Below are 23,776 nucleotides of genomic sequence, written 5' to 3' on the forward strand. Positions count from 1 at the left end.
TTTCGGTGTCTAGGGACGCGCGGGGTAGGGCGAGATCGAGGTGACGGCCACCTCGTCGAGGTAGATCTGGGCCGGCGACGGCAGTGCCGAACCGGGAAGTGCCGCAGCGGCGCTGCCGTAGGCGACGGCCATCTGAAGCCGCTGGGGTGCCTCGGCACCACCGACGTCGGCGCGCACGTAACCCGCGAGGGAGGAGTCGCCGGCGCCGACGGTGCTCCTGGGTGTGATCGGGGGCGGGGTCGCCAGCCAGCTGCCGGTGTCGTTCACCAGCAGTGCACCCGCGGCGCCCAGCGTGGCGAGCACGGTCTTGGCGCCGCGGTCGATCAACTGCTGGGCAGCGGCCACGACGGGGTCTGGATCACCCTGCGCCAGAGCATCTTCCAGGGCCTGGGCATCGACACCGGTCAGGCTGGCCAGCTCTTCGGAGTTCGGTTTGATCACGTCGGGGGCGGCGGTGCCGAATGCGGCGGCCAGCGCGGCCAGCGGCGCGTCGGAGGTGTCCACCGCCACTTTGCAGTCGTAGGGCTGCAATTGGGCCACCACGTCGGCGTACCAGTCGTCGGGGACACCGGGCGGCAGCGACCCCGACAGCACCACCCACCGTGCCCCGGCGGCGTGATCGAGAATCGCCTGGGTCAGCGCCGCGAGCGTGATCTCGTCGATCACCGCGCCGGGCTCGTTGATTTTGGTTGTGGTGCCATCTGATTCGGTGATCGCGAGGTTGGTGCGGACCGCACCGTCGATCGGCACCGCGTAGAACGGCACACCGCCCGACAGCAGCGCCGTGACGAGGGGGTCGTGCCGTGCGGCGGGCAGCACGGCGAGGGTGTCCAGCCCGGCCAGTGTCAGTGCCCGCGCGACGTTGACGCCCTTACCGCCGGGTTCGGTCGTCACCGACTGCACCCGGTGCACGGCACCGCGGACCAGGGGCGTCGACAGCGTCACGGTCCGGTCGATGCTCGGGTTGGGCGTGACGGTGACGATCATGATTCCCCTCCTGCCAGGACGACTTCGACGCCCCGCTCGGTCAGTGCGGCCCGGTCGGCGGCGGTGATCTCCGGATCGGTGATCAGCGCGTCGACGTTGTCGATCGAGGCGAAGCTGACGAATTCCTCCCGGCCGATCTTGGACGAATCGGCGAGCACCACGACGTAGTTGGCGCAGCGCACCATCGCCCGTTTGACCGCGGCCTCCTCGCTGTCGGGGGTGGACAGGCCGTGACGCACGGTGACGCCGTTGGCGCCGATGAACGCGATGTCCACCCGCAGCGTGTCGAGGGCGCGCAGGACCGGTTCGCCGACGGCGGCCTGGGTGAGGCCCCGGACCCGCCCGCCCAGCAGCTGCAGGGTGACCGACGGCATGCCGGCCAGTCGCGCGGCGATCGGCACGGAGTTGGTCACCACCAGCAGGTCCCGGTCGGCCGGCAGCATCGCCGCGACCCGGGCGGTGGTGGTGCCCGCGTCGAGCAGCACGGTGGCGCCCGACAGCGGGAGGAAATCGGCGGCGGCCCTGGCGATGGCTTCTTTGTGGTCGGCGCGGGTGGTCTCCCGTTCGTCGACCCCGGGCTCGACCACATGCAGTGCCCGTACCGGGACCGCGCCGCCGTGCACGCGTCGCAGCACCCCGGCCCGGTCGAGCGCGGCCAGATCCCGCCGGACGGTCTCGGTGGTGACGTCGTAGGCCTGTGCGAGTTCGGCCACCGACACGCGGCCCTGGGACAGGACTCGGTCCGCGATCGCCTGCTGACGTTCCTCCGGGTACACGATTCTCCGTTTGTGTGGGTTAAGCGCGGTATTGAATGTTGATATATGTTGTTTTACTCCCGATCGTGTTGACTTGTCAATGGATTGTTGTAACGTAGTTCACATGACCGTCTCCTCCACGCCTACCTCACTCGGTGCCGGACAGGTGCTGCGCGGCGTTCCGGTTGTCCCCGGTGTTCGCTATGCACCGGTCATCCGGCCCGGCCGCGCGCCCTCGGTCGAGGACCTCGACGCCGGCGAACAGATCGCTGACGAACAGCGAGATTCCGAGGCCGCTCGGTTCACTGCTGCCGCGTCCGCCGTCGCCGACCGGTTGCGCGCACGCGCCGCCCTCGCGACAGGGGCTGCCTCCGAGGTGCTGGCCGCCACCGCGATGCTGGCCCAGGACCGGGCCTGGCTGGGTGCGGCGGAAAAACGCATCAAGGAGGGCACGCCCGCGGTGCGCGCCACCGCCGAGGCCGTGGCACAGTTCGTCGACCTGTTCACCAAGATGGGCGGGCTGATGGCCGAACGCGTCACCGACCTGCGCGACATCCGGGACCGGGTGATCGCCGAACTGAGCGGCCTGCCCGAACCCGGCGTGCCGGTGCCGGACCACCCCGCCATCCTCTGCGCGGAAGACCTGGCCCCGGCCGATACCGCGGGACTGGATCCCGCGCTCGTCGTCGGCCTGGCCACCACGCTGGGCGGGCCGACCAGCCACACCGCGATCATCGCCCGCCAGCTCGGCATCCCGTGCGTGGTCGCCGTGCACGGCCTCGATGATCTGGCTGCGGGCACCGATGTCCTGATCGACGGGACCCGCGGCACCGTCGCGGTATCCCCGGACCCGGCCGAGGCGGCCGCCGCCGTCGAGGCCGCCGACGCCGCGAACGCCGCGATGGCCGGCTGGAGCGGTCCCGGTGCCACCGCCGACGGTCACCAGGTGTCGATCCTGGCCAACGTGCAGGACGGTTCGGCCGCGCGCGCCGCCCGCGACACCCCGGCGGAGGGCATCGGTCTGTTCCGCACCGAACTGTGCTTCCTCAACACCGACACCGAGCCGACCGTCGAGGAGCAGGCCTCCATCTATGGGGAAGTGCTCGACGCGTTCGCCGGACGCAAGGTCGTCATCCGCACCCTGGACGCCGGATCCGACAAGCCGCTGAAGTTCGTCGGCCATCCCGACGAGGCCAACCCCGCGCTGGGAGTGCGGGGTATCCGGATCGAGGCCCTCCATCCCGAGGTCCTCGAGCGCCAGCTCGACGCGATTGCGCTGGCCGCCGAGCAGACCGGCAGTGCCCCGTGGGTGATGGCGCCGATGATCGCGACCCCGGACGAGGCCAAGCGATTCGCCGACCGGGCTCGCGGTCGAGGCCTGGTGCCCGGCGTGATGATCGAGGTGCCGGCCGCCGCGCTGCTGGCCGAGCACATCCTGGACCACGTCGAGTTCCTGTCGATCGGCACCAATGACCTGGCCCAGTACACGATGGCGGCCGATCGGATGTCGGCCGAGCTGGCCACGCTGACCGATCCGTGGCAGCCGGGCGTGCTGGCCCTGGTCGCCCAGACCGCCCGCGCCGGGGCCAACCGTGGCAAGCCGGTGGGGGTCTGCGGCGAGGCGGCCGCCGACCCGCTGCTGGCGTGTGTCCTGGTCGGGCTCGGCATCACGTCGCTGTCCGCGGCGGCCGCGGCGGTGACCGGTGTCGGGGCCAAGCTCGCCTCGGTCACGCTGCAGCAATGCCGTGACGCCGCCACCGCGGTGCTGACCACGGCGAGCGCGGCTGACGCCCGGGCGGCGGCCCTGGGCGTGCTCGACTGAGGAATTAATCGGACCGCGGTCCGGTTGTGTCCATCATGCCAGCAGTTACCGCAGACACGTTGTCGCTACCGCGCCTGAGCGCGGCCGCTCCGTCCGACACCGAACGTCCCGTCCGGTCCGTCACCACCGGGCCGCGCGGGTATGAAGGCGAAGGCTTTCCCGTCGTGCGCGCGTTCGCCGGAGTCAGTGCCGCCGACCTCGACCCGTTCATTCACATGGACCAGATGGGTGAGGTCGAGTACTCACCCGGCGAGCCCAAAGGCACCGACTGGCACCCGCACCGCGGCTTCGAGACGGTCACCTACATGATCGACGGCCGCTTTGCCCACCAGGACTCGCACGGTGGCGGTGGCCTGATCGCCGACGGCGCCACCCAATGGATGACCGCGGGTGCCGGCATCCTGCACATCGAGACACCGCCGGCCGAGCTCGTCGAGAGCGGCGGGCTGTTCCATGGCGTCCAGCTGTGGGTCAACCTGCCGCGCGCGGACAAGTTCGCCGAGCCGCGCTACCAGTCGATCGAGGGTCAGGCCGTTCGCCTGCTGTCGTCCGAGGACGGCGGGGCGCTGGTGCGCGTCATCGCCGGTGAGGTCGACGGCTGGGCCGGACCGGGGATGACGCACACCCCGATCACGTTGGCCCACACCACCATCGAGGCCGGCGCGCAGCTGAATCTGCCTTGGCCGCGCAACTACAACGCACTGGTTTACGTGCTCTCCGGTCGCGGCACCGTCGGTCCCATCGGCCATCCCGTCGAGCAGGGCCAGCTTGCGGTGCTCGGCCCGGGTGACCGCATCACGGTGGCTGCCGCGGCGGCTCAGGACTCCAACCGGCCGGCCATGGAGGTTCTGCTGTTGGGCGGCAAGCCGATTCGTGAGCCGGTGTTCCACTACGGGCCCTTCGTGATGAACTCCAAGTCGGAGGTCATCCAGGCGCTCGAGGACTTCAACGCCGGCCGGTTCGGCACCGTGCCGCCCGGTGCGCTGATGCCGCACCGAGCCGGGTAGGCCGATTCAGCCGCGCAGTGGTTCGGCGGCAACGGCCGGCGGGTAGGTCAGTTCCAGCTCGCCGAGATTGGCCGCCGCGGTCACCAGCGGCAGAGCCGCCGAGACGGCCAACCCGTTGTCGCCGGCCTCGGCTCGCAGCGCGGGCACCAGGTCGTCGCTGATCGGTGCGGTCAGGCCGGTGCCGCCGCTGCCGTCGAAGCGGGAGCAGATCGCCGCGGCGTGCGCCTCGAGCACCGCCCGGGCCCGCGGGTAGACCCCCAGCGGGGGCGGGACGATGTCGGCGATCAGGTCGGCGGCCGCGCGCAACCGAACCGCCCGGCTGGACGCCCGCACGACCGGGGCGCGGGAATCAGTCGGGCCACCGTTCTCCGAAAGATATTGCCGCACAGCATCATCCAGTGTTCGGGACACCGTAAGCGCGTCGTGGCTGAGCGCGTTCACCTGATTCTCGGCCTGCTCGAAGGCGCCGCGGGTGACCCGCAGGACCGCGGCGCGCAGATAGCGGGAGCCCACCTCGCGGGCCGCGTCGATGGCCTGCTGCACGGCTGTCTTGACCCCACGCGGCCACAACAGCAGCGACACCACGACGCCCACCGACGCGCCAACGACGACGTCTTCGATCCGGATCAGGCCGACGGCCCACCCGCTCGGCACGATCAGGTTGAACACGATCAGCACCATCATCGTGAACGCGGCCTGGGTGGCGGTGAACGAACCGATCTCGGGCACATACGCCGAACCAAAGGCGACCAGCGGCAACAACACCCACAGCACGATCGGGTCGACACCGAGCAGTTCGATGACGACGGCGCCGATGAGAAAGCCGATGACCGTACCGATCACCGCACGCACGACCGTGGTGCCGGTGGTCAGCGCGCTGCTGCGCAGCACCGACAACGCGCCGAGCACCACCCAGAAACCGTGCTGGACCGGGAACACGAACGTGACGAGTACGGCCAGCGCCAGGCCGAGCCCGGTGCGCAGGCTGTTGCGGGCGGTCACCGAGCGGGTGGCCAGGTGACCACTGGTCAGGGCGGTGACGGCCTCGGTTTCGGAGTACACCCGGTCGGCGATCCCGGTCTCCGGCAGCCGGCGGCCCAGCACCCGCGCCCACACCGGCCGCGAGTCGGCGGCCGCGGCGCTGGCGATGAGCCGCCCGGTGACGCCGGTGGCCGCGCCGACGGTGCGGCGGTTGAGCAGGGTGCGGCCCAGCTCCACGGCGGCCTCGTCATCCGGTTCGGCGAGGATGTCGACGATGTCCTGGCGGTACGTGCCGACCGCGATGGTCCGCAGGTCGATCAGCGCGGCGGCCAGCAGCGCGCGCTCGTCGGCTCGCGCGGCCGCCCGGGTGATCAGCAGGACCTGAGCGCAGTCGCGCAGCACCCGCACCACCGGCTCACCGATCGGCCCGAGCAGTTCGCCGGTGTCGCCGGTGACGCGATCGCACAACCACTGCAGGTCGTCGACCACCCGGACCAAGGCCCGGCTGCCCGCGGTCAGGGCCACCGGCCGGTAGGCGGCGCCGAGGAAGTTGGCGCGCAGCGCGTCCATCGCGGTGGTGACGTCGGCTGCCGACGCGGTTCCCTCGATGCGGTCGGCCAGGACCGCGCAGACGGCAGCGGCGTGACGGCGCAGCTCGCCGTGATGGCGCGGCGGAAAGAGGAACAGTGCGGCCGGGACGCAGATCGCCAGCGCGATCAGCCAGCCGAGCAGCCGCTCACCGAGCGGGCCTGCCGGTGTGCACACCGGCAGCACGAAGGTCAGCAGCGTGGCCCGCTGGCCGGCCGCGATGATTTCGCTGAGCACCCCGGAGAACGTGACGGCCACCCCGATGACGAACGTCAGCAGGATCGCCAGCCACGGGATCGGCGCGGCCAGCGTGCCCAGGCTGATCAGCACCGCGCCGTTGAAGCCCAACCCGCCGTAGGCCAGCGCCCGGGCGTTCATGTTGCCCGGGAAGTCGACCACGATCAGCAGCGCGATCGACCCGAAGATCGTGAACAGCGGCGTCTGGGACCCGCCGCCGACTGCGAAGCTGACCGCTGCGGCGATCGGGATGACGATCGCGGCCCGCGCCGCGCGTCGTGCGCCGTCGTTCTCGGGGTCGCGCGTCCGGATCCGATCGGCCGCCCGACGCCACAGGACGGCCGGGGTCAACACCCTGTCACTGGGGCACGCTGGTCACTGGGGCACGCTGGCGAAACTGCCCGAATCCAGCGCGTCGAGCATGTAGCGGGCGATCCACCCGAATGTGTCCGGCTCGCGAGGCAGGATCGCCTGCTCATAGCCGATGAAGACGTAGACCGCCCAGGAGGCGTACACCTCGGCCTGCCGCACATCGTCGACGATCTCGATCGCCGAGTCGTAGAGGATCTTGTACCGCGCTCGGTCGACCTCGCTCTGGACGGCCAGCACGTGGGGGTCGACGGAACTCCATGACCGGATCGCCGCCTCGGCGCGGTGCGGCAGGGATAACCCGACCTGGATGATCGCCTCGATGCGGCTGCGCGGGTCGGAGACCTCGCGGATGGCGTCGATCAGCCGGACGGTCCGGTCCTGCACCCAGTAGGAGACCAGGTCGCGGGTGAAGGCCGGCCAGCTGGCGAAATAGTGATAGAACGACCCGGTTGTGACGCCGAGTCGGTTGCACACCTCGGCCAGTTTGAGTCCGCCGTAACCGACGTCGGCGAGTACTTCGAGACCGGTCTCGAAGTACGCCTCTCGGTTGGCAACGGTTGCCATGGGTCAAACGATAATGCGCGGGCCCCGACAAGACAGAGCTGACGGGCGGGATCGTGACCAAGTTGCGCAGGCGGCTTGTGACCGCGGATCGATCTTGGGGCAAGCTGGAAACACGCGATCGAATCGAGGAGTTGGCATGACCGTTCAGATCACAAGTGACCACGCGACCGAAGGCGGCGCCGCCGGTGTGCTGGCTGACGTGCGCCGGGTATTCAACAGCGGTCGCACCCGCTCGCTGGCGTGGCGGTCCGAGCAGCTGCTCGCGGTGGAGCGGATGTGCGACGAACGCGAGCCGGAGATCGCCGAGGCGCTGGCCCGCGACCTGGGCCGATCCTCCTTCGAAGCCTGGCTCGCCGATATCGGCTCGACCAAGGCGGAAGCCGCCTTCGCCCGCAAGCAGCTGAAGAAGTGGGTCAAGCCGCAGAAGTCCAGGCTTCCCCTGGCGCAGCAGCCCGGCCGGGCGTGGGTGCAGTACGACCCGCTCGGCGCGATCCTGGTGATCGGACCGTGGAACTACCCCTTCTACCTGTGCATGGCGCCGCTGGTCGCCGCGATCGCCGCCGGTAACGGCGTGGTGATCAAGCCGTCGGAACTCGCGCCGGCCACCTCTGCTCTCATCGCTCGGCTGGTTCCGGAGTACCTCGACTCCGAGGCCGTCCGGGTGGTCGAGGGTGATGCGGCGGTCACCCAGGACCTGTTGGCGCAGGGCTTCGACCATGCACTGTTCACCGGTGGCACCGAGATCGGTCGCAAGATCATGGCGGCCGCCGCGCCGACCCTGACGCCGGTGACCCTCGAGCTGGGCGGCAAGAGCCCGGTGGTGGTGCTCCCGGACGCCGACCTGGATGTGGCGGCCCGCCGGATCGCCTGGATCAAGCTGATGAATTCCGGACAGACCTGCATCGCCCCGGACTACGTCCTGGCCGACCGCACGATCGTCGGAAAGCTGACCGACAAGATCGTGGCGACGATCGCGGAGTTCCGGGCCGAGGAGAAGGACCCGTCGCTGCGCATCGTCAATGAGCGGCAGTTCGACCGGCTGGCGTCGCTGATCAGCGCGACCAGCGGCACCGTCGTCACCGGCGGAGGGTCGGACCGCACGGCCCTGCGGATCGAGCCGACGGTGATCGTCGACCCGCCCGCGGACGACCCGGTGATGTCGGACGAGATCTTCGGCCCGATCCTGTCGATCATCTCGGTGGATTCGGCGGATGCCGCCGTCGCCTTCGTCAATGCCCGGCCCAAGCCGCTGGCACTGTACGTCTTCACAGAGTCGCGGTCGGCGGCACGGGACCTCGTCGACCGGATGCCGTCCGGCGGTGCGGTGATCAACCACGTGGCGGTGCACTGCCTGGTTCCGCAACTTCCGTTCGGCGGGGTCGGCGCCAGCGGTATGGGTGCTTACCACGGCAAGTGGGGCTTCGAGACACTCAGCCACCGACGCGCCGTGCTCGCCAAACCGACGAAATTTGACCTGAAACTGATGTATCCGCCCTATACTGATCGTGCGATCAGGCTAATGCGCAGGGTCCTTTGATGCCCTGAAAACGGCCATAGCAAAGTCCGTACAAAAGCTCAGCAATCTCTCGACGGCGAACTTCCGCGTGTTGGTACAGATTGAGCGAATAGTCGTGCGAATTGCTCCGTCGGAATTCATGACGCATCTGTCATTGTCCGATAACCGAACCGGAAACCGCATGTCAGACTCGGATTGCAGGTCAAACGGCCGTTCTGGCAACGGATTCCGAAGGTAGGTCAAAACATGAACACATTTCTAATTTTGTTGACCTGAGCAAATGTCGTTCGCCGTCAAAAATATGCGCAAAGGTGTGGCACAATTTTGACTGTGCCGCATACAGCCAGTCGGGGCCCGGGTCGCCCCCCAGCAGCTAAGGCAGCGGAAACGCGCGAGCGCATCATGCGCGCTGCCCGTGAGGTGTTCAGCGAATTGGGGTATGACGCTGCCACCTTCCAGGCAATCGCCATCCGGGCCGACTTGACCCGACCTGCGATTAATCATTACTTCGCCAGCAAACGGCTGCTCTATCAAGAGGTCGTCGACCAGACGAACGCCTCGGTGATCGAGTCCGCCGTGCATCAGTCGCAACGGGAGAGCACCCTGGCGGGGCGGATCCGCGTCTTCATCGAGGCCGCCGTTCATGCCCAGGGTCAGGACCGCTCAGTGGCGGCCTTCCTGGTTACGTCGGTGCTCGAGTCCGAGCGACATCCGGAGTTGGCCGAGTCCAACCACGACTCGCGGGAGTTCACCCGCGGGTACGTGAAGGCGGCCATCAAGGATGCCGTCGACTCGGGCGAGGTTCGCGCGGACATCGACGTCGAGGCGGCTGCCGAGATGCTGATGGCTGTGATGTGGGGACTGGGCTTTTACGCCGGGTTCGTCGGCGATCAGGATCGTCTGACCGCGATCACCGACCAGTTCCTTGCGCTCCTCGACGGTCAGGCCTGGCGCACCGTCTCCTGAGGCGGTGACCTCCGCCACAGTCGCATAGTCTGGCTAAGTTTCTCGGTACCCTTGGTGTATCAATCTGGCTGACCTGGGTTGATATCCGGCCCTAGTGGGGCCTCACCCAGTGTCCAGCCGTCAAGCGACACCGAATGGGATACCGCTGCCGATGAGCACTACGCGTACTGACGACGACACCTGGGACATCGCGACAAGCGTGGGATCGACCGCTGTACTGGTGGCCGCCGCGCGTGCCCGTGAGACCGAGCAGCCCGACCCCCTGATCCGGGATCCGTACGCACGGATCCTGGTCGAGGGCGCCGGGACCGGGATGTGGGAGCACTTCCTCGACGACTCGTTGGCCGGCAAGCTGGACAACGCAGAGCCCGAGGCCGCCGCGATGTTCGGTCACATGCTCAACTACCAGGCGGTCCGCACCCACTTCTTCGACGCGTTCTTTGCCGATGCGGTGGCCGCGGGCGTACGTCAGATCGTGATTCTGGCGTCGGGCCTGGATTCCCGCGCCTACCGGCTGGACTGGCCGGCAGGCACCCGGGTCTACGAAATCGACCAGCCGCTGGTTCTCGAATACAAGGCCGAAAAGCTGGCCGCCCACGATGTGCAGCCCGTCGCCGAGCGCCGCGAGGTTCCCGTCGACCTGCGCCAGGACTGGCCGGCCGCGCTCACGGCGCAGGGCTTCGATCCGTCGCGGCCGACCGCCTGGCTGGCCGAGGGACTACTGATGTATCTGCCCGCCGACGCCCAGGACCGGTTGTTCGAATTGGTCACCGAGTTGAGCGCGCCCGGCAGCCGGGTGTCCGCCGAGGCGGTCGGACATCACTCCGAGGAGCGTCGCGAAGAGATGCGGGAACGCTTCGACAAGTTCGCCGACCAATTGGGCATCGAGCGCACCATCGACATGCAGAACCTGACCTACAACGATCCCGACCGCGCCGACCTCACCGAATGGCTGAATGCGCACGGCTGGCGGGCCACAGGGCAGCGCGCTGTCGACGAGATGCGCAGGCTCGGCCGCTGGATCGACATCCCGATGGCCGACGACCCGGATGCGTTCGCGACCTTCGTCGTCGCACAGAAGGTCTGACGCCAACCCGGGTGCCTGTGGCTCCGGCGGCCCACGTATACAAGAGTTACGTTCCGTCAGTCGCAGGAGAGGAAGGCCCATGCCCGGAGTTGTTGATCGAGTCATCGTCGTCACCGGAGCCGGTGGCGGCCTGGGTCGTGAGTACGCGCTGACACTGGCCCGCGAGGGCGCCAGCGTCGTGGTGAACGACCTCGGCGGCGCACGTGACGGAACCGGCGCCGGCCACAACATGGCCGACCAGGTTGTCCAGGAGATCAAGGACGCCGGCGGTCGCGCGGTCGCCAACTACGACTCCGTCGCCGAGCCCGAGGGCGGCGAGAACATCGTCAAGACCGCGATCGAGGAGTTCGGCAAGATCGACGGCATCGTCAGCAACGCGGGCATCCTGCGCGACGGCACCTTCCACAAGATGCCGTTCGAGAACTGGGATTCCGTGCTCAAGGTCCACCTCTACGGCGGCTACAACGTGATCCGCGCCGCCTGGCCGCACTTCCGCGAGCAGAGCTACGGCCGCATCGTCGTCGCCACCTCGACCAGCGGCCTGTTCGGCAATTTCGGGCAGGCCAACTACAGCGCCGCCAAGCTCGGCCTGGTCGGCCTGATCAACACGCTGGCCCAGGAAGGCGCCAAGTACAACATCAAGGCCAATGCGCTGGCGCCCATCGCCGCGACCCGCATGACCGAGGACATCCTGCCGCCCGAGGTCTTCAAGAAGCTCACCCCGGAGTACGTCGCCCCGGTGGTCGGCTACCTGTGCACCGAAGAGGTGCCGGACTCCGCGTCGGTGTTCATCGTCGGCGGTGGCAAGGTGCAGCGCGCGGCGCTGTTCCAGAACGAGGGCGTCACCTTCGACCATGTCCCGAGCGTCGACGACGTCGCCGCCCAGTGGTCGACGATCGACGACCTGTCGGCCGCCGAGCACGCGTCCTTCAAGCTCGGCTGAACGTGACCGCGTCGTCGGCCGGCACGCAGGGGCATCCATGATCCGCGTGCTGGCCTTCGACGTGTTCGGCACGGTCGTCGATTGGCGTTCCAGCATCATCGGCGAGCTTGAACAGTTCGGGAAATCGCAAGGTCTGCAACGGGATTGGGGCGCGTTCGCCGACAGCTGGCGGGGCGGCTACGTGCCGGCGATGAATCTTGTTCGGCGCGGCGAGCTGCCGTGGACCCGGCTGGACGATCTGCACCGCAGGATCCTCGACGAGTTGCTCCGCGACGCCGGCATCCAGGCGAGCGAGGACGACGTCGACCACCTCAACCGCGCATGGCATCGGTTGGCTCCCTGGCCGGACGCCGTGGACGGCCTGTACCGGCTCAAGGAACGATTCACCATCACCACGCTGTCGAACGGCAACGTATCGCTGCTGACCGAGATGGCCAAACATGCTGGCCTGCCGTGGGATTGCGTGCTGTCGGCCGAGATCTTCGGGCACTACAAGCCCGACCGCGAGGCCTACCTGGGCTGCGCGCAGATCCTGGACGTGGCACCCGAGGAGACCATGCTGGTGGCCGCCCATCCCAGTGATCTGCGAGCCGCCCGCGATGCCGGATTGCGCACCGCCTACGTCGACCGGCTGCTGGAATGGGGACAACCGGGGCGCTATCGGGTGCCGTTCGAACCCGACGAATTCGACGTCACCGCAACGGACTTCCTGGAGCTGGCCGAGAAGCTCTAGGTCACAGCGCGGCGTTGATGTCGTCGACCCTGTCGCGCGCATCGCCGAACAGCATCTGGGTGTTCTCGCGGAAGAACAGTGGATTCTGCACGCCGGCGTAGCCGGAGGCCATGGATCGTTTGAACACGATGACGTGCTCGGCATTCCAGACCGTCAGCACCGGCATGCCGGCGATCGGGCTGGACGGATCTTCCGACGCCGCCGGATTCACTGTGTCGTTGGCGCCGATCACCAACACCACCGAGGTGCCGTCGAAATCGTCGTTGATCTCGTCCATTTCGAGCACGATGTCGTAGGGCACCTTGGCCTCTGCCAGCAGCACGTTCATATGTCCGGGCAGCCGGCCTGCGACGGGGTGGATACCGAATCGCACGGTGACACCACGCTCGCGCAGCTTGCGGGTCAGTTCGGCCACGCCGTACTGGGCCTGGGCCACGGCCATCCCGTAGCCGGGGGTGATGATCACCGAACTGGCCGACGACAAGAGTTCGGCGGCTCCCTCGGCGGTGATCTCGCGGTGTTCGCCGTAATCCTTGTCCTCGGCCGGTCCTGCTTCGATGCCGAAGCCGCCAGCGATGACCGAGATGAACGAGCGGTTCATGGCTTTGCACATGATGTAGGACAGGTAGGCACCCGATGACCCGACCAGGGCGCCGGTGACGATCAACAGATCGTTGGACAACAGGAAGCCCGAAGCTGCTGCAGCCCAACCGGAATAGCTGTTGAGCATCGACACCACGACGGGCATGTCGCCACCGCCGATGGAGGCGACCAGGTGCCAGCCCAGCAGCAGCGCCAACACCGTGACGACGATGAGCAGCCACAGCTGGGGTTCGATGACGAACCAGACGGTGAACGCAACGAACAACACCAGGGCGCCGACATTGAGAAAGTTCTTGCCGGGCAACATCAGTGGGGCGGATTTGATGCGCGCCGACAGTTTCAGGTTGGCGACGATCGATCCGGTGAAGGTGACGGCACCGATGAACACGCCGATGAACACCTCGGCGGAGTGGATACCGAGCATGCCCTGGCTATCGAGTAGTGCCGCTTCACCACCGGCGAGGTCGTGCTCGACATGCAGGTAGCCGTTCCAGCCGACCAGGACCGCGGCCAGACCGACGAAACTGTGCAGTAGCGCGATCAGCTCGGGCATCCCGGTCATCTCGACGACGCGGGCACGCCACAATCCGATCGCGGCACCGATGGCCATGGCGCCGATCAGCAGGCCCAGACCGAGTGGCTCGATATGGCGGGCCAGGGCCAGCGCGTTGGTGGCGACCAGCGCCACCACCATGCCGGCCATGCCGAACGTGTTTCCGGCCCGCGATGTTTCGTGCTTGGACAGCCCGGCCAGCGCCAGGATGAACAGCAGGGCCGCGACGATGTAGGCCGCAGTGGCGGCCGTTTCCAATGTGAACAACTCAGCTCCTCGAGAACATCGCGAGCATGCGACGCGTCACCGCGAAGCCACCGAAGATGTTGATGCTGGCAAGCAGGATGGCGACAGCGGCCAGGGTCGTGACGATGACGTCACCGTGGCCGATTTGGAGCAGCGCGCCGACGACGATGATGCCGGAGATGGCGTTGGTCACCGACATCAGCGGCGTGTGCAGTGCGTGGTGCACATGGCCGATCACGTAGTAACCGATGACGATCGCGAGCGCGAACACCGTCAGGTGCACCTGAAGTGCGGCCGGGGACAACGCGATGAGTCCGAACAGCAGGGCGGCGGCGCCGAACGTGATGCCGAGCCGGCGGCCCATCGTCATCGGTTCTTTGGTCTGCTGCACTGCCGGGGTGGCCGTCGCCGCGGGCGCCGGGGCGGCGGATACCTGTACCGGTGGTGGTGGCCACGTGGTCTCGCCGTCGCGGACCACGGTGACCGACCGCTGCACGACGTCGTCGAAATTGAGTACGAGCGTGCCGTCTTTTTCCGGGGTCAGCAGTTTGAGGAGGTTGACCAGGTTGGTGCCGTAGAGCTGCGATGCCTGGGTGGGCAGCCGGCCCGCCAGGTCGGTGTAGCCGATGATGGTGACACCGTTCTCGGTGAGCACGGCCTGGTCTTTGACGGTGCCCTCGACGTTGCCGCCGTTGGCCGCAGCCATATCGACGATGACACTGCCCGATTTCATGGAGGCCACCATCTCGGCGGTGATGATGCGCGGCGCGGGCCGGCCGGGAATCAGTGCCGTCGTGACGATGATGTCGACATCCTCGGACTGCTCGGCGTACAGCTGCGCCTCGCGGGCCTTGTAGTCGTCACCCATCTCCTTGGCGTACCCGGTAGCCGATACCTCGGTCTCCGGTGATTCGATCGAAAGATACTCACCACCAAGGGATTTGACCTGATCGGCGACCTCGGGGCGGGGGTCGGTGGCGCGCACGATGGCACCGAGGCTGCCCGCGGCGCCGATCGCTGCCAGCCCGGCCACACCCGCGCCGACCACCAGCACTTTGGCCGGCGGGACCTTGCCCGCCGCGGTCACCTGGCCGGTGAAGAACCGGCCGAACGCATGCGCTGCCTCGATGACCGCGCGGTACCCGGCGATATTGGCCATCGACGACAGGACGTCCAGAGACTGGGCTCGCGAGATACGCGGGACCGCGTCCATGGCCAGCACTGTGATGGGCCGCGTGGACAGTTCTTCGACGAGTTCGGGTTTCAGTGCGGGGGAAATCAGGCTGATCAGTGTCGCCCCGTCGCGCAGTGCGGCGATCTCGGCACTGGTGGGCGCGTTGACCTTGAGGACGATGTCGGTGGCCAGCGCTTCCGCGGTGGTCCCGATACCTGCACCGGCCTCGACGAATGCCTCGTCGGAGAAGCTCGCCGCGACACCCGCACCGGACTCCACCAGTACCTCGTAACCGAGCTTGATGAGCTGTCCGACCGTCTGCGGTGTGGCGGCGACACGTGTTTCCCCAGGCAGAGACTCACGTGGAATCCCGATGATCATCAGTGCGGTCCGATCTGGTTGGTCATGGGCGAGGCGGGGTCGAAGATGCAAGTGTATGGAATGGCGGGGTTCACCTGCGAACCCCGACCCCGAGCGCGGTTGCCGGTGGCCGGAGGTCCTGAATCGGTAATGCGCAGGGGTGGACGTCAATTAATGGACACCTGTCCATTCTAGGCAATCACCGTTATGGTGCAGCTTCCACGCTTCGTTATGGCGCGATCGGCCCCAATCTGTTCGATTGCAGGACAGGTGTCCAATTGAGTGGCGGGGGATGGTCCTAGGCTCAACAGATGAGCACCGGTGGGATCGTCCTGGTGGGGCTGGCCATCGCCATCGGGCTGGTCGGCGTCATCGTGCCGCTGTTGCCGGGCACCCTGCTGATTTACGCGGCCATCGCGGTCTGGGCGGTCGTCGAGGGCAGCCTGGTGTCCTGGGTGGTGCTCGGAGTGGTCACGGCTGTGCTCGGTGCGAGCCTGTTGGTCAAGTACCTGTGGCCCGCCCGGCGGATGCGCGCCGGCGAAGTGGGCACATGGACGCTGGCCGCGGGTGCGGTGCTGGGCATCATCGGTTTCTTCGTGGTGCCGGTGATCGGCCTGCTGTTCGGTTTCGTGCTCGGCGTGTACCTCGCCGAGCTGGCGGTACGGCGAGATCAACGGCGTGCATGGGCGGCGACGGTGCTCGCGCTGAAGGCCGCTGCGCTCTCGGTCGGTGTCGAACTGACCGGAGGGCTCATCGCCACCGTGGTGTGGGTGGCCGGTCTGCTGCTAACCCAGTAGTTCTTTGCGCGTGCGCGCGACGTCCTCTTCGGACACCCCGGCGGTGCGCAGGAAACCGTCCAGGTCGCCGTAATTCTCGGCGATCACCCGGTGCGCGGTGGCCAGGTAGCCCTCTCGCACACCGAGGACCCCGTTGGTCAGGCGCGCCTCGGCGAACGTGGCGATCTCCGGCGTCTCGCCGGCCCGGCTGACGATGGACTCCATGATCCGCTCACGCAGCGATTCGACGGCGTCGTTGCTGCGCAGGAAGTCGGCGAGGACCGCGTCACGCGGCACCCCGATGGACTCCAGCACGACCGCGACGGTGAAGCCGGTGCGGTCCTTGCCTGCGAAGCAGTGCGTGATCACCGGGCGTCCCGCGCTCAACAGCGAAAACACTTGGCGCACTGCGCGTTGCGCTCCGGCGAGGACCGGGAACTTCTCGTACTCGCCGGTCATGAACCGTTCGGCAGCGTCTTCGACATCCTCGTCGTCGACCTTCTCGGTCATCATCTTCTGCCAGCTGGTCTCGTGCGGTGCCTCGGCCGTCGTGTTGGACAGGTCCGGGAACGGCAGCAGATGGATGGCGACGCCGTCCGGCACCGCACCGGAGCCCCGGCGCTCCAGCTCCTGCGGTGACCGCAGGTCGGCGACGTCGGTGATACCCAAGCGGCGGAAGGCCTCCCGGCCGTCGTCGTCGAGGCGGCTGAGCTCACTGGACCGGAAGAACTTACCGGGGCGGATCCCGGTGGTCTCGGCGATGTCGCGGAAGTTCCACGCGCCGGAAAGCTGTCCGTTGCTCACGCGCCGGTCACCGCTGCCGCGAAAGCGCTTGGCTCTGCGCCGATTTCGGCCCTGGCGATGCTGCGCATGTGAACCTCGTCGGGTCCGTCGAAGATCCGCATGGCCCGCTGCCAGCCGTACATCCGGGCCAGCGGGAAGTCATCGCTGACCCCGCCGCCGCCGTGTACCTGGATTGCCCGGTCGATGACGTTGCAGGCCATCTGCGGTGCGACGGCCTTGATCTGGGCGACCAGATTGCGGGCCTCTTTGTTGCCGTGCTGATCGATGGTCCACGCGGCCTTCTGGCAGAGCAGCCGGGCTTGGTCGATCTCGTTGCGGGACAAGGCAATCTGCTGCTGCACCACACCCTGGTCGGCCAGCGGCTTGCCGAACGCGATGCGGGTGCGGGCGCGATGAGTCATCAGCGCCAGCGCACGCTCGGCGACCCCGATCGCGCGCATACAGTGATGAATCCGGCCCGGGCCCAACCGCGCCTGCGCGATCGCGAAGCCCATGCCTTCCTCGGCCAGCAGATTGGAGGCGGGCACCCGCACGTTGTCGTAGATCACCTCGGCGTGGCCGTGCTGGTCCTGCCAGCCGAACACCGACGTCGAGCGCAGGATCTGCACGCCGGGGGTATCGGTGGGCACCAGGATCATCGACTGCTGCTGATGTGAGGCGGCGTCAGGATTGGTGCGCCCCATGACGATCAGGATCTTGCAGCGTGGGTCGTTGGCGCCCGAGGTCCACCACTTGCGCCCGTTGATGATGTAGTCGTCCCCGTCGCGGACGATCGCAGTCTGGATGTTGCGGGCGTCGCTGGAGGCGACCGCGGGTTCGGTCATCGAAAACGCGCTGCGGATCTCGCCGGCCAGCAGAGGTTCCAGCCACTGCTTGCGCTGTTCCTCGGTGGCGAACAGGTGCAGGGTCTCCATGTTGCCGGTGTCGGGAGCGGCGCAGTTGATCGCCTCGGGGGCGATCTCGGTGCTCCAGCCGGTCAACTCGGCCAGCGGTGCGTACTCCAGGTTGGTCAGGCCTGACTCGGCGGGCAGGAACAGGTTCCACAGGCCCTGCTTTTTGGCCAGTACCTTCAGGTCCTCGACCACCGGCGGCACGGTGAAATCGTTGGGGCCGGCCGCGGCGCGGTACTCCTCGTAAGACTTCTCGGCCGGGAAGACATGTTCGACCATGAACTCGGTGAGGCGTTTGTGGTAGTCAGCACCCTTGGCAGACATGGCGAAATCCATGACCGCCACGATATGACACCCGTCTAAACAACAACGAGGCCCTCCCTTATGACCATAGGGAGGGCCTCGTTGTCATGTGGAGTAAGAGGGTTAGCGACCAATAAACCTCCGGGATCTCGCGGACGGGTGACGGGTAGTGCTCATCTGGCCTCCTCGCGTTCGGGCAGTTTCGCGGCTGCTGAGTGGAGTTACAGGTGGATGTCGACCAGGCCGGCGGAGGAGGCCGAGGCCAGGCTCAGGCCCATGGTGTCGCTCGCTGCGGGAGTGTCGACGATCAAGGTGCCGGCCAGGACGCCCACCGCGAGCGTGGGACCCGCCAGGGCGGTGGTGAAGCGACGAGTGAATGTGTGGTCCATGTCCGTCTCCTTGCTTCCGCTGCCGATGGTTTTCGGCGATGAATCGACTATCCCGCGCAGGTCGGGCACTGTCTGTCCGCTGATAGGCCCTTGCCAGGGATGAAGTGTTTGTCCCCCGATCGGTGGACCCCTGTGGGAAGCTCCTGGCATGTCCGATAACCGAAAGGTGCGCGTCGTCGTCGGCGACGACCACCCGCTGTTCCGCGACGGACTGGTTCGGGCGCTGTCCGGCAGCGGCGAGGTCGAGGTGGTCGCCGAAGCCGAGGACGGAACGTCGGCGCTGGCGGCGATCAAGGAACACAAGCCCGACGTGGCGCTGCTGGACTACCGGATGCCGGGAATGGACGGCGCCGAGGTGGCCGCCGCTGTGCGCCGCGACGAACTGCCGACCCGGGTGCTGCTGGTCTCCGCGCACGACGACGCCGAAATCGTCTACCACGCGCTGCAGCAGGGTGCGGCCGGCTATCTGCCGAAAGACTCCAGCCGGTCCGAGATCGTCAACGCGGTGCTGGACTGCGCGAAGGGCCGAGACGTTCTGGCGCCGCGCCTGGCATCCGGGCTGGCCGTCGAAATCCGGCGCCGCGCCGAGCCGTCCGGGCCGTCGCTGAGCTCGCGGGAACGTGAGGTGCTCGGCATGATCGCCGGGGGACGCAGCATCCCGGCGATCGCCGAGGCGTTGTTCCTGGCGCCCTCGACGGTCAAGACCCACGTGCAGCGGCTGTACGAGAAGTTGGGAGTGGGGGACCGGGCAGCGGCGGTCGCCGAGGCGATGCGGCGAGGACTGCTTGAGTAATCTTCCGGCCCCGCTGAGCCGCGCGGCCGATTTCCTGGGCACCGAGCCGGTCCGGGTCGCGGCCGTCCTGCGACTGCCGCTGATCGTGCTGATCGGGCTGCTGGTGTGGATCGAAGGCGTCGACCACTGGCTGCCCGCCGTGTACTGGTCGGTGCTGATCGTCTACACCGCCACCGCCGCGATATGGCTGACCGTTGTGCTCCGCAGGCCGCTGCAGTGGTGGTTCGGCTGGGCGTCGACGGCCATCGACGTGGTCGCGGTGCTGGCGATGTGCGTCGCCTCCGGGGGCGCGACGAGTTGGCTGCTGCCGATCTTCTTCCTGATCCCGATCACCGTCGCCTTCCTGGACCGCCCGGAGATCACCGCGCTGATCGGTGCCAGTACGGCGGTCGGTTACCTGGTCGCCTGGATCATCTATTCCAAGCGCGACGACACCATGGGCCTGCCCAACGTCGTCTACGTCCAGGTGGGCTGCCTGGCCTGGCTGGCGCTGGCCACCACCGCGCTGTGCTTGGTGCTGGCCCGGCGCCGGGCTCGGGTGCGTTCGCTTCTCGAGGTGCGGCGCCGGCTGGTCTCGGAGTCGATGCAGGCCGACGAGCGCAACAACCGGCAGCTGTCCGAACAGCTCCACGACGGCCCGCTGCAGAATCTGCTGGCCGCCCGGCTGGACCTGGAGGACCTGCGCGAACAGCCCTCCACGATCGGGTTCGAGCGGGTCGACACCGCCCTGCAGGAAGCCATCAACATGCTGCGCAGTGCCGTGTCCACGCTGCATCCCCAGGTGCTGGCGCAGGTCGGCCTGGGCGCGGCCCTGCGTGAACTGGTCGGCCAGTACGAGCGGCGCTGGAACGTCACCATCGACTGCGCGGTCGAGGAAGTCGGCAAGCCGGCGGCCCAAGCCCTGCTCTACCGCGCGGCTCGTGAGCTGTTGGCCAACGCGCACAAGCACTCTCGGGCCACCCGACTGCGGGTGGAGCTGGACCACGAGGCCGATTCGCTGGTGCTGCGGGTGGTCGACAACGGCGTCGGGTTCGACCCGGCCGTTCTGAACGAGAAGGTCGCCGAGGGTCACATCGGGCTGTCGTCACTGGTGGTGGGAGTCGAAGCGATGGGCGGGTCGGTGCACCTGATCGACACTCCGGGCGGCGGTACGACGGTGGTGGTGACCGTCCCCGACACCGATGTCGTCGATAAATGAGCGGAACTACCAGGGAAATCCCTGATTGAGCCGACTGGACGGCGCGTTAGCGTAGCGAGGTGAGGGTTGCACAGAACCCGGGCCAACGGTTCTTGGCGGAGTGGTATCAGACGGCGCTGTTCGATGCGTCGATGGGTGATGTCGCCGGCAGGCTCATCGACCAAGCCGCGGCAGCCCGGTTACGGGGGACCGAGGTGTCGGTGGTGTTGACGGTGACCTCCCCGCTTGACGAGATGGTCTTCGGGCTGTTTCGCGCCGAGACCGCCGAAGCGGTGTGGCGGGTCTGTCGAGACGCAGGCTACATACCGGATCGGGTCACCGGCGGTGTGAGCGCTTATATCGCCGCGGACGGCCCCGTGGTCTGAATAGGTGCAGTACCCGTCACGTCGAGATGGGCGGCGAGCTGGGCACGAGAGCGGATGCCGAGCTTGCGGTAGGCGTTGGATAGGTACATCTCCACCGTCTTCGGTGACAAGTACAGGGCTGTGGCGATCTGTTTGTTCGACATGCCGGCGGCGGCGTTCTCGGCGACCTGGCGTTCCGCGCCGGTCAGCACTCCGCCAACCGAGCGCGCGGCAAGCCGATCCAGCTCGCTTTGTGCGCGGGCCATCCACAACGGACTGCCGATCTCGGCGAACACGTCAGCAGCCTGGCGCAACGCGTCGTGGGCGGCCTGCGGGCGTCGTCGGCGGCGCAGTAGCTGGCCGACCAGTAGCAGTGTGCGTGCGCGTTCGAAGGGCATGGGTAGCCGTTCGTGATGGGTCACGGCTTTTTCGGCATGTCGATAGGCGCCCTCCAGGTCGCCGCGGGCCGCCGCCATCTGAGCCCGCCCCCGCGCCCCCGCCGCCAACATCCAGGGCCGATCCTGCAGAGCGCCATTGGCTTCCAGAGCCGCGACCAACCGCTCAGCTTCGTCAGCCCGGCCGAGAGCGGTCAGCGCTTCCACTGCATCGGGTAGGTAGGCACCGGCGATGATCTCGGTGTCGTGGACGGGATCGAAGGTATCGAGCAGCGGCTGAAGCGTCTGCAATGCCGTCACATAGTCGCCGGCGGAAACCTCGACGAACGCACGGCTCATCAGGGCCGGACGAATCAAATAGGTAAGTTGCGCGGCACTGGCCAACTCGATGGCCCGTCGCGATGCGGTGCGAGTGAGTTCCCGGTCGCCCCGGTGGGCGGCGACGCTGGCCACCGAAATGTGGGCGCTGATCAGTGGAAGCTGGGCGTCGACCTGACTGGCCCGTTCGAGTGCCTCGGCTGCGGATTGTTGCGCATCGTGATACCGCCCCAAGCCGAGGTCGATCGCGGTGAGTTGTTCTGCAGCCCAAACCAGGTCGACTTCGCTGCCGCGTTCGGCGCAACGGCGTGCCACTTCGCTCATGGCGGTGCGAGCGTCGTCGAATCGACCGGTCCAGGCGCAGTTGAGTGCGTACACCGCTGTCGGCTGAAGAGTTGCAGGGACCGCGGTGTCGGGGTCTTCGATTTCGAGGGCGGTCTGCAAAGCCTCGGTGTCGGTGCCCAGCCCGTACATGAAGCTGACTTGCACCCACAACGCCAGGGCCTGACTACGCAATGCTGCGATCCCGGTCTCGTCAGCGTCGTGACGCGCCTGCCGGGCGTAGGCCACGCACGTGGCCATGTCGCCGCCCATGCCTGTGGCGAGCGCCAACAGCAGTAGCGCCTGGGTTCGCAGTGCAGGGATCTCGGCGGCTTCGGCGACGGCGCGCTGAAGTACTCCAACGGCTTTGACCATGCCGTCGCGATAGCCGCGGACACTGCCCAGAATGATGAAACCCAGCGCTCGGAACAGGCCTGCGGGCAGCGCGTCCACGGCGGGCGCGATCAATTCCTCCGCCTCATCGAGGGCACCGGCGCGGAAGTGGAACTCGGCACCGCGCAGCCGGCGTGATCCGGTGTCGCCGCCGAGACCGATTGCCAGCCCGACCAATTCGGCGGCGACACTATATGCGCCGCGCGCTGCGGCGGACTCGGCAGCGCTGTCCAGGGCGGCCAGCGTTTCCGGATCCCCATAGGGCGTGGCGAGGGCGAGGTGGCGCGCGTGAAGCTCGGGGTTGTCGATCACGTTCGCCAGGCGGCGGTGGGCCTGACGCTGGGCAGTCGGGTCGGCCTCGGCGATGATGGCCGAGGCGATCAAGGGATGAGAAAAACGGATCCGGTGCCCGTCGAAGGCGAGCAACCCCCGGCTTTCCAAGGGTTGCAGGATCTCGATGAGTTCGGTCGGACGACGGCCGATGGCCGTCGCGATCAATTCCACAGTCGGCTCGGCCGCGGCAGCCGCGGTCACGGCGGCCTGCGCAGTGAGCGGGTCGAGATCGCCGATCCGCTCACCCAACAGCCGAGCCAGAGTAGGCGGCAGCACGGCAAGGTCGGCGCCCGCGTGTTCACGAAGCCCGCGGGCCAATTCCAATGCGTAAAAAGGGTTTCCGCCGGAAAGGGCATGGATGCGGACCATGGTGGGTCGGGGTGGCGTGACCCCGTGGCGCGTCGCGACCACTGCGTGTAGGGCACCCAGGCTCATCGGGCCGATGGTCACACGGGACAAGGCTTCCGGGTCACGAGGCGCTACCCAGGCCTGGTCGAGGGCGCCGGGCTGACCGCTGCGGTAGGCGGCCACGACTCCCACAGGTCCGGAGAGTCGGCGCACTGCGAAGCCCAGCGCCAGCCGGGTTGCTTCATCGAGCCAGTGGGCGTCGTCGACCGCTATCAACACTGGCCGCTGGCGAGAGGACGCATCGATGGCGGCTCGAAAGGCGGTTGCCACCAGTCGTTCATCTCCACCCGGGACTGACTCGCCGGTGCTCACCGCGCACAGCGCGTGTTGGTGTAGAGCCGGCAATTCGGCCAGCATCGCGTCGTCGATATCGGCGAGCAGGTCAGCGAGCCCGGCCCATGCCAGTCCTACCTCGGCGGCTGCACCGGTAGTGGTCAACACCATGAACCCAGCGGCCCTTGCCGATTCGATGGCGGCCCGCCATACGGTGCTTTTCCCGATGCCCGCCTGGCCGTCGAGGATCATTGCCGTTGGTGCATGGCGGGCCCGTTCGAGTACTTCTTCCACCCGTTGCAGCTCGTGGCTGCGACCGACGATTTGTACCCCCACGGACAGGA

The 23,776-nt window shown here is 67.6% G+C and carries 21 protein-coding genes; 11 read left to right on the forward strand and 10 right to left on the reverse strand.

Annotated elements, in window-relative coordinates; all coding sequences use genetic code 11:
- Positions 1-9: 9 nt before the first annotated feature.
- Both pfkB and D3H54_RS00985 read right to left on the reverse strand, forming a co-directional pair.
- A complete protein-coding gene (pfkB, locus tag D3H54_RS00980; RefSeq protein WP_149377463.1) occupies positions 10-987 on the reverse strand; it encodes a 1-phosphofructokinase in 978 nt (325 codons plus the stop codon).
- Complete coding sequence (locus D3H54_RS00985; protein WP_149377464.1) at positions 984-1,763, reverse strand: DeoR/GlpR family DNA-binding transcription regulator; 780 nt, start codon at positions 1,761-1,763, stop codon at positions 984-986. The genes pfkB and D3H54_RS00985 overlap by 4 nt, the downstream gene beginning before the upstream one ends.
- A gap of 103 nt (positions 1,764-1,866) precedes the next feature.
- Here D3H54_RS00985 and ptsP point away from each other — a divergent pair, with 103 nt between their 5' ends.
- Together ptsP and D3H54_RS00995 are read left to right on the forward strand one after the other, a co-directional pair.
- On the forward strand, positions 1,867-3,564 hold the full coding sequence (ptsP, locus tag D3H54_RS00990; RefSeq protein WP_149377465.1) for a phosphoenolpyruvate--protein phosphotransferase: 1,698 nt from the start codon (positions 1,867-1,869) through the stop codon (positions 3,562-3,564).
- A 35-nt stretch (positions 3,565-3,599) separates the two neighbouring features.
- Complete coding sequence (locus tag D3H54_RS00995; RefSeq protein WP_149377466.1) at positions 3,600-4,571, forward strand: pirin family protein; 972 nt, start codon at positions 3,600-3,602, stop codon at positions 4,569-4,571.
- Positions 4,572-4,577: 6 nt separating this feature from the next.
- Here the strand turns inward: D3H54_RS00995 and D3H54_RS01000 are convergent, their stop codons facing one another.
- Positions 4,578-6,731, reverse strand: a complete 2,154-nt coding sequence (locus D3H54_RS01000; protein WP_149377467.1) for an FUSC family protein — start codon at positions 6,729-6,731, stop codon at positions 4,578-4,580.
- 21 nt (positions 6,732-6,752) lie between these two features.
- A complete protein-coding gene (locus D3H54_RS01005) occupies positions 6,753-7,313 on the reverse strand; it encodes a TetR/AcrR family transcriptional regulator (RefSeq protein ID WP_149377468.1) in 561 nt (186 codons plus the stop codon).
- Between the two features lie 136 nt (positions 7,314-7,449).
- Here D3H54_RS01005 and D3H54_RS01010 point away from each other — a divergent pair, with 136 nt between their 5' ends.
- From D3H54_RS01010 to D3H54_RS01030, 5 genes are all read left to right on the forward strand, one after another.
- On the forward strand, positions 7,450-8,850 hold the full coding sequence (locus D3H54_RS01010) for an aldehyde dehydrogenase family protein (RefSeq protein ID WP_149377469.1): 1,401 nt from the start codon (positions 7,450-7,452) through the stop codon (positions 8,848-8,850).
- 309 nt (positions 8,851-9,159) lie between these two features.
- A complete protein-coding gene (locus D3H54_RS01015; protein WP_149377470.1) occupies positions 9,160-9,795 on the forward strand; it encodes a TetR/AcrR family transcriptional regulator in 636 nt (211 codons plus the stop codon).
- Positions 9,796-9,946: 151 nt separating this feature from the next.
- Positions 9,947-10,882 (forward strand): SAM-dependent methyltransferase, encoded by a 936-nt coding sequence (locus D3H54_RS01020; RefSeq protein WP_149377471.1) that lies wholly within the window; start codon positions 9,947-9,949, stop codon positions 10,880-10,882.
- 79 nt (positions 10,883-10,961) lie between these two features.
- The gene (locus D3H54_RS01025) at positions 10,962-11,825 is read left to right on the forward strand and encodes an SDR family oxidoreductase (RefSeq protein ID WP_149377472.1); all 864 of its coding nucleotides are present in this window, start codon (positions 10,962-10,964) and stop codon (positions 11,823-11,825) included.
- A 37-nt stretch (positions 11,826-11,862) separates the two neighbouring features.
- Positions 11,863-12,558: a haloacid dehalogenase type II gene (locus tag D3H54_RS01030; protein WP_149377473.1), complete on the forward strand. Its 696-nt coding sequence runs from the start codon at positions 11,863-11,865 to the stop codon at positions 12,556-12,558.
- Between the two features lies 1 nt (position 12,559).
- Here D3H54_RS01030 and pntB read toward each other — a convergent pair whose 3' ends face one another.
- Together pntB and D3H54_RS01040 are read right to left on the reverse strand one after the other, a co-directional pair.
- Entirely contained in the window at positions 12,560-13,981 is a 1,422-nt protein-coding gene (gene pntB / locus D3H54_RS01035) for a Re/Si-specific NAD(P)(+) transhydrogenase subunit beta (protein ID WP_149377474.1), read from the reverse strand.
- Position 13,982: 1 nt separating this feature from the next.
- Positions 13,983-15,515, reverse strand: a complete 1,533-nt coding sequence (locus tag D3H54_RS01040) for a Re/Si-specific NAD(P)(+) transhydrogenase subunit alpha (protein WP_149377475.1) — start codon at positions 15,513-15,515, stop codon at positions 13,983-13,985.
- A gap of 290 nt (positions 15,516-15,805) precedes the next feature.
- Here D3H54_RS01040 and D3H54_RS01045 point away from each other — a divergent pair, with 290 nt between their 5' ends.
- Positions 15,806-16,291: a DUF456 domain-containing protein gene (locus D3H54_RS01045; RefSeq protein ID WP_149377476.1), complete on the forward strand. Its 486-nt coding sequence runs from the start codon at positions 15,806-15,808 to the stop codon at positions 16,289-16,291.
- Here D3H54_RS01045 and D3H54_RS01050 read toward each other — a convergent pair.
- The 3 genes from D3H54_RS01050 to D3H54_RS31055 form a co-directional block, all read right to left on the reverse strand.
- Positions 16,280-17,074, reverse strand: a complete 795-nt coding sequence (locus D3H54_RS01050; RefSeq protein WP_149377477.1) for a tyrosine-protein phosphatase — start codon at positions 17,072-17,074, stop codon at positions 16,280-16,282. The two genes, D3H54_RS01045 and D3H54_RS01050, sit on opposite strands and share 12 nt — an antisense overlap.
- Complete coding sequence (locus D3H54_RS01055; RefSeq protein WP_168215014.1) at positions 17,071-18,288, reverse strand: acyl-CoA dehydrogenase family protein; 1,218 nt, start codon at positions 18,286-18,288, stop codon at positions 17,071-17,073. The genes D3H54_RS01050 and D3H54_RS01055 overlap by 4 nt, the downstream gene beginning before the upstream one ends.
- Before the next feature lie 200 nt (positions 18,289-18,488).
- Positions 18,489-18,656 (reverse strand): hypothetical protein, encoded by a 168-nt coding sequence (locus tag D3H54_RS31055; protein ID WP_168214740.1) that lies wholly within the window; start codon positions 18,654-18,656, stop codon positions 18,489-18,491.
- A gap of 148 nt (positions 18,657-18,804) precedes the next feature.
- On the opposite strand from D3H54_RS31055, the gene D3H54_RS01060 reads away from it, so the two are divergent.
- The 3 genes from D3H54_RS01060 to D3H54_RS01070 are packed head-to-tail and all read left to right on the forward strand — an operon-like array spanning position 18,805 to position 21,012.
- On the forward strand, positions 18,805-19,449 hold the full coding sequence (locus tag D3H54_RS01060; RefSeq protein ID WP_149377479.1) for a response regulator: 645 nt from the start codon (positions 18,805-18,807) through the stop codon (positions 19,447-19,449).
- Complete coding sequence (locus D3H54_RS01065) at positions 19,442-20,647, forward strand: sensor histidine kinase (protein ID WP_149377480.1); 1,206 nt, start codon at positions 19,442-19,444, stop codon at positions 20,645-20,647. Before D3H54_RS01060 ends, D3H54_RS01065 begins: the two co-directional genes overlap by 8 nt.
- Before the next feature lie 59 nt (positions 20,648-20,706).
- The gene (locus D3H54_RS01070; RefSeq protein ID WP_149377481.1) at positions 20,707-21,012 is read left to right on the forward strand and encodes a hypothetical protein; all 306 of its coding nucleotides are present in this window, start codon (positions 20,707-20,709) and stop codon (positions 21,010-21,012) included.
- Here D3H54_RS01070 and D3H54_RS01075 read toward each other — a convergent pair.
- Complete coding sequence (locus D3H54_RS01075; RefSeq protein WP_149377482.1) at positions 20,982-23,768, reverse strand: helix-turn-helix transcriptional regulator; 2,787 nt, start codon at positions 23,766-23,768, stop codon at positions 20,982-20,984. The genes D3H54_RS01070 and D3H54_RS01075 overlap by 31 nt on opposite strands.
- Between the last annotated feature and the right edge of the window lie 8 nt (positions 23,769-23,776).

The sequence above is a fragment of the Mycobacterium sp. ELW1 genome (assembly GCF_008329905.1).
GTDB lineage: Bacteria > Actinomycetota > Actinomycetes > Mycobacteriales > Mycobacteriaceae > Mycobacterium.